The sequence below is a fragment of the Acidimicrobiales bacterium genome (assembly GCA_036491125.1).
Lineage (GTDB): Bacteria > Actinomycetota > Acidimicrobiia > Acidimicrobiales > AC-9 > AC-9.
In genome coordinates, this window is record DASXCO010000217.1 from 1 (window position 1) to 5,678 (window position 5,678).

The 5,678-nt window shown below is 65.8% G+C and carries 7 protein-coding genes; 4 read left to right on the forward strand and 3 right to left on the reverse strand.

Going from position 1 to position 5,678, the window contains the following annotated elements; genetic code table 11:
• Positions 1–190: 190 nt before the first annotated feature.
• Positions 191–493, reverse strand: a complete 303-nt coding sequence (locus VGF64_17120) for an antibiotic biosynthesis monooxygenase (GenBank protein ID HEY1636483.1) — start codon at positions 491–493, stop codon at positions 191–193.
• A 182-nt stretch (positions 494–675) separates the two neighbouring features.
• Positions 676–876 (reverse strand): hypothetical protein, encoded by a 201-nt coding sequence (locus VGF64_17125; GenBank protein ID HEY1636484.1) that lies wholly within the window; start codon positions 874–876, stop codon positions 676–678.
• Between the two features lie 85 nt (positions 877–961).
• Here VGF64_17125 and VGF64_17130 point away from each other — a divergent pair, with 85 nt between their 5' ends.
• From VGF64_17130 to VGF64_17145, 4 genes are all read left to right on the forward strand, one after another.
• Entirely contained in the window at positions 962–1,585 is a 624-nt protein-coding gene (locus VGF64_17130) for a TetR/AcrR family transcriptional regulator (protein ID HEY1636485.1), read from the forward strand.
• 43 nt (positions 1,586–1,628) lie between these two features.
• The gene (locus VGF64_17135; GenBank protein ID HEY1636486.1) at positions 1,629–2,660 is read left to right on the forward strand and encodes a D-2-hydroxyacid dehydrogenase family protein; all 1,032 of its coding nucleotides are present in this window, start codon (positions 1,629–1,631) and stop codon (positions 2,658–2,660) included.
• Positions 2,661–2,707: 47 nt separating this feature from the next.
• On the forward strand, positions 2,708–3,490 hold the full coding sequence (locus VGF64_17140) for a thioesterase family protein (GenBank protein HEY1636487.1): 783 nt from the start codon (positions 2,708–2,710) through the stop codon (positions 3,488–3,490).
• 204 nt (positions 3,491–3,694) lie between these two features.
• Positions 3,695–4,159 carry a phage tail protein gene (locus VGF64_17145; protein HEY1636488.1) on the forward strand — a complete coding sequence of 155 codons (465 nt, stop codon included), beginning with the start codon at positions 3,695–3,697 and terminating at the stop codon, positions 4,157–4,159.
• 1,284 nt (positions 4,160–5,443) lie between these two features.
• Here VGF64_17145 and VGF64_17150 read toward each other — a convergent pair.
• The coding region (locus VGF64_17150) for a hypothetical protein (GenBank protein ID HEY1636489.1) at positions 5,444–5,678 on the reverse strand (235 nt) is incomplete at its 5' end.

The window sequence follows — 5,678 nt, forward strand, 5'->3', positions numbered from 1 at the left end:
GTCAACATCGCGCTTCGGCCGCCCAGTCGCCCCCGTGGAAGTCACTGGTCGACGTTCCTGACTGGAGGTTGTGCCGCCCAGGGTGCTGCCGAGGTACTCGCGACCGGGATCAGGTACGTCACGACAAGGTCAACGGAAGGACGGGTGGACCGCCAACCGTGTACGACGTTGCTGGTAGCTGCCGTCGCATTTAGACGAGCGCCGGCTGAACGGACGCCTCAAAGATCGTTCTCTCGGGCGGCGACACCAGCGACTCCGGCAGCATCGCCATGACCCTATGCACCTGCGGAAGTGACTCCTGTCGTTCGAGAGCGGCACCGTCCTCATAAACCGCGGTCGCTATGAACGAATCAGGCTCGAGCAGGATCCGGGCGATGTCGAAGTTGACGACGCCCTCCGTGGCTCGTGCCGGAGTGATGATCTCGGCGAGCGCGGCCATCAACTGGTCGCTCTTGTCGGCTTTGGAACGAATCTTGAAGCGAAGAATGACCATTGCTACTCCAGTGGACTCAGGCGCCGCTGGCGCCCGCCCTCACAAGACTGACGGGCTTTCGGTGAAGGGATGGACCGGGTCGGCTTTCGACGGCTGATGGACCGCTCACCCGCCGGAGCTTGAGTCACAACTAAAGATTGCCGGCCTCGGATCGGCGGATCCGGCGTCGGGTTGTCGACCAGTTACGGGGAGACGGCGACCACGTCAGTCCCGAAGAGCATGTCCTCCGGCCGATCGTCTACGAATACGGCGGCACGTGGATCGGCGAGGAACCGGATGAGGTAGTGCCCAGCATTGTCGCGGCCTTTCTTGGAGTGGAACGCGTCGATCAGTTCGACGACGCCGTTTTCGTGGGGCGAACCGCTTGGCCCTTGAACCATCATGACACCCGTCATATGATGACGGAGTGAGTCATGCCGCCTGTCATAGTCAAGACCCGATCCCGGCTGAAAGAGGATGGGGGTTCTGGTGACGGCCGCGAGAGCAACTCGATCTCGGGCACTTCCCGCTCGCGAGCGCATGGTGCGCAGCGCGGCGCAGCTCATCCGGCGCAAGGGTGTGTCGGGAACCGGGATGAGAGAGATCGTGACCCGAGCCGACGCGCCCCGTGGGTCGCTGCAGCACTACTTCGCCGGCGGCAAGGAGGAACTGGTCTCCGATGCCCTGCTGTGGATGGGCGACGTGGCGGCCCGGCGGATACAGCGATGTCTCAGCGAGCTGGAGGCGAGAATACCGAGCGCTCTGCTGGCTTCCATCGTCGACACCTGGCGACGTGATCTCACCAGCGAGCATTTCTCGGCCGGGTGCCCCCTGGTGGCTGCCGCAGCGGACACGGCAACGACCAGCAAACAGCTCCGCCAAGTGCTCCGCCGGGCGTTCGATGGTTGGCTCGAACCACTTTCTCAGAGCCTGGTCGACCTCGGCGTACCCCATGAGCGCTCTGACAATCTCGCCGTCGTCGTTATCGCCGCCCTCGAGGGGGCCATCATCCTGGCCCGGATCAGACGCGACGTGACCCCATTCGACGCGCTCGTCCTCGAGCTTGGGCCTCTTCTCGATGCGGCTGCTCGTCCCGCCGCTCTGGGAAAATGATCGTGGGGAGCGAGGAGAACGTGATGCTCATAGGACGGGACACGTGACGAATATCGCGATCCTCGACGACTACATCGGGGTCGCCTTGGAGTACGGCGACTGGTCCGGGCTGCCCGACGATGCGGAGATCACCGTCTACCGCCACGCGATCCCGCCGGAGCGTCTCGTCGATGAGCTGTCCGACTACGAGATCATCGTCATCACCCAGCAGCGGGCACGTTTTCCCCGGGCGGTCCTCGAAGGCCTCGCCAACCTCAAGGTGATCGTTTGCAACGGCAGGACGAGCAACGTCATCGACCACGAAGCCCGGGTCGAGAGGGGGATCCTGCTCTGCGGCACGACGAAGACTGAGCAAGGCGCTGCAGCTCACCCACTCCGCTACAAGACGCCCAGCGGCGGCCTACCGGCGCCGTCAGAGATGGCGTGGGCGCTCATTTTCGCCGTCGCCAAGCGGACCGGCATTGAGGACCGGGTAATCCGCGCCGGCGGCTGGCAGACCGGGTTCCCCATCCCGCTCGCCGGAAAGACACTCGGCCTTCTCGGCGCCGGTCACCTGGGCGGCGCCATGGTCCCGGTGGCGAAGGCGTTGGGCATGGACGTCGTCGCTTGGAGCCAGAATCTGACCGAGGAGCGCTGTGCCGAGCTCGGCGTGACCAAGGTCACCAAGGACGAGCTGGTGTCGACCGCGGATGCCCTCGGAGTCTTCCTCATGTTCTCGGAGCGCTCCCGCAACACGCTGGGCGCTGACGACCTGGCCAGGATGAAGCGGGGTGCCATCTTGGTGAACATCTCCCGCGGTCCGATCGTCGATGAGGCGGCTCTTGTCGAGGCCCTGCGGTCCGGTCGTCTGGCCGGTGCCGGTCTCGACGTCTTCGACCGGGAGCCGCTCCCGGCGGATCACCCCTTCCGATCGCTCGACAACGTCGTCGTCACCCCGCACGTGGGCTACGTCACCGAGCAGCTCTTTCGCGCCGCGTGGGAGAGGATGGCGGAGGACGTGGCGGCGTACCTCGCAGGAGTGCCGATTCGGGTGGTGACGGACCCTGCCGACTGCCCGCCGATGGCGCCGCGGTGATGCCCGCAGAGACCAAGCCCCTAGCCGGCCGGCGCGCATTCAGCGAGGTGAGCGAGTTACAGCCCATCGGCCCCGGCCGCTTCGACGCCGAGGCCGACCCGGCATGGACCATCGGCGGAAAGCCCAACGGGGGCTACCTCCTCGCCATGCTGGGACGAGCGGCAACGCGGAACAGCACGCACCCGCACGTCATCGCCGCCAGCGCCCACTACCTCCGATCCCCAGACCCGGGTCCGATCGCCATCGAGGTCGAGACCTTGCGCACCGGACGCTCCGCCACTCAGGTGCGGACGCGGATGACCCAGGGAGAGGTCACCTGCGTCGAAGCGCTGATGACTGTCTCACGCTTTGAAGCGGACACCCGCTCGTACTGGGACGCTGGGCTGCCAAGGATGAGCCCGGTCGGCTGGGAGGGATGCGAACGCCTCGTCCCGGTTTTGCCGACCGGGCAGCCGGTGGCGGTCCTGGATCAGGTCGAAGTCCGCCTCGAACCAACCACCCGAGGGTTTACTGAGGGCCAGCCGAGCGGTCGCGGTGAACTGCGAGGGTGGCTGGCTCTGCCGGGCGACGAAGAATTCGACCCGGTCTCACTCCTGTTCGCCGTCGACGCGTTCCCCCCGGCCACCTTCGACATCCAGTTCACGGGATGGGTTCCCACCTTGGAGCTGACTGCGTACATCAGAGCTCTACCGGTGCCCGGCCCGTTGCAGATCGTGCAACGAGCGCAGCTCATCGCAGCTGAGCGCGTCGATCAGGTCTGCTACGTCTGGGATAGTGCCGGCCGACTCGTGGCCCAGGGCACGCAATTGGCTGGAATCCGCCTGGGATGAGCACCAGGCCATCGGCGACTCCTCGCATTGAACCCGCGTCGCTTGAACCCGCTGGCGCGTCTGTAGCGGGCGGCTCTGTGGAGTCCGGCGAGGGCGACGTCAACCGAGGTGGGCGGTGCCGAGGTCACGATCCGTGGGCTTCACGGCTGAGGTAGCCTCTGGCCGACGTAAACGGACACACCTTGGCGCGTTCTGGAGTGGGTCATGCCCTACACCGTGGATTTCAACACCGTCTCGACCGTCGGTCTGGAGTCGTCGCCGGTCGCTGCCGCGCTCGCTGGTCTGCGGGCGAACGAGGCCCGCTACTTCAAGAACAAGTACGACCACGTCTTCACCGTGGAGCCTGCGAGCAACGCCAAGACGACCATCGACTGGGTGCACCGGATCCTCAAGGAAGAACGCGACATCGTCATCTCGTCTCGGGCTCTCGAGACTACAGCCTTCCAGGTGGAGAACATCCGGATGGCCTACGTCTTCTATGAGAGCGGTTTGTCGATCAACGTGATGTACACGATCGCCGACCGCAAGAAGCGCGCGGTCGGCTTCAAGCTCTCCGAAGGTATGGAAGTTCCCGCGGAGCTCGCCTCGCGGTTCAAGTTCGCGAGGCAGAAGTCGAAGCTAGCCGGAACAATTCGCGGTTCCTACTTCAACCTCAAGAACGAGTACTGACCCGGACCGGAGATGGTTCCGCGCGCCAGAGCGATCGCGAGGGAGATGACCATCCAGGAGGGGGGAGATCTTCCTCTCACTACGGTGGCGATCGCCGGCGGGGGGTTGAACCTGCCGAGGGGAAAGGGCAGGACAACATCGGTCCCTCTGGAGATCCGTGAGGTGACCGCGGCCAGTCATCACAGCCCGGCAGTCATTTGGAACCTGTGCAATTGGGGTGGTGAGGTACCCGCTGGATTCCACCTCAACAGGTGACCCCTCGTACCCTTCTCCTCGCAGCTCGAGCGGTTTAGCGTGAAAGGCGACCGCGGCGGCTCCCCCCTCGTGGTCGTAGAGGACGGGCGGGGGCCCCGTGGACGAGCGAAAGTGGCGCCTCAGAGTCTCCGTGCCGTCTTCTCCGTGAAACGTCCGCGACCCTCAGCGGGAGCGGGGGGAGTACCGCGGTTCGCGGTCAAGCATCCAATCAGCGGAACCGGCGCGGGGTGGCACCCCCGGCCGATCAGTTGACGTCGTCGGTGGGTCGCTAGCTCGGGGATCGACAGGCGCCGACATGAGGCGCACACTGCCCCGGGGGGGTCACCCCGGCGGGCGCACTCACTGCACCCGACCCGGTATCCGCCCGCCGGGCCCCCTCGCCAGGCCGTCCGGCGCTGAGGGCGGCCTCGTTCCCCCCGGGGCGGGGCCGCGGCCCATCTCGTCACCGACAGTCCTAAGCTCGCCTTGCTGGGCCGTGGCTCTGAGGTTCTCCGCCGAGCCCAAGGGGCCTGGAGTGAGCATCCCTCCGACGGCCCAGCGCGTCCCGTCCCTGGCTTCGTTCCACGAGCGGGGCCCGGCACGCCAAATGACCCCCTCACACTGACTCGCCCCCTCACCGATCCAACCCCAAGGTTCTTGGTCGAGACGTACCGACGGGCTGTCGCTGTGTCGGTATCACGAGCAGAGCCGTTTGCTGGTGTGTGTCCCAGCAGGGAAGCCGGGCGGTGGCCTTACCTGCCTGACAACATGCGAGGCCACCTTCACCCGTCAAGGAGGGGCTAGCCCGGCTTCCTCTTCGCTCGCCTAGCGGAGTGTGCCCCAATGGACGGGCTAGCTGGACAGTTCTTATACCCGCCATCGGAGCTCCGTAACTCCACCCCCACGTGAACGGCAGCTGGCAGCTGTTGTCTCCTTTCGGGCGGGAGGCGCCTGAGACGCTCGACTTCCTCCCAGGTCGCGGCGAATCGACAGAATGCCCGCAAGGGCGCAGGGGTCCACCTCGACGCAGTCGAGAACAGAGATCCCCGGTCAGCCCGCAGACGGATCGGGACGCAGGGGGCTCGTCGCTGGTCGCTCACTTGGACTGGGCGGCGGCGAAGCTGGCGCTGGCGCCTCGGTGCCCGACTGCTCGGGCGGCGAGCCGTCCCCACGTTGCTCGAGATAGTCCTGGGTCGCCTTCGATACGTAAGCCAGTAGCTCAGGCTGAATCCGGTACAGCCCTCGTCGGTCGTACCAGTTGGTCACGACAGTCCCGAGAACCACC

Excerpts from the sequence above, each read along its gene's own strand:
- VGF64_17120 (HEY1636483.1), bottom strand. The coding sequence starts at position 493 with ATGGTCATTCTTCGCTTCAAGATTCGTTCCAAAGCCGACAAGAGCGAC.
- VGF64_17125 (HEY1636484.1), bottom strand. The coding sequence starts at position 876 with ATGATGGTTCAAGGGCCAAGCGGTTCGCCCCACGAAAACGGCGTCGTC.
- VGF64_17145 (HEY1636488.1), top strand. The coding sequence starts at position 3,695 with ATGCCCTACACCGTGGATTTCAACACCGTCTCGACCGTCGGTCTGGAG.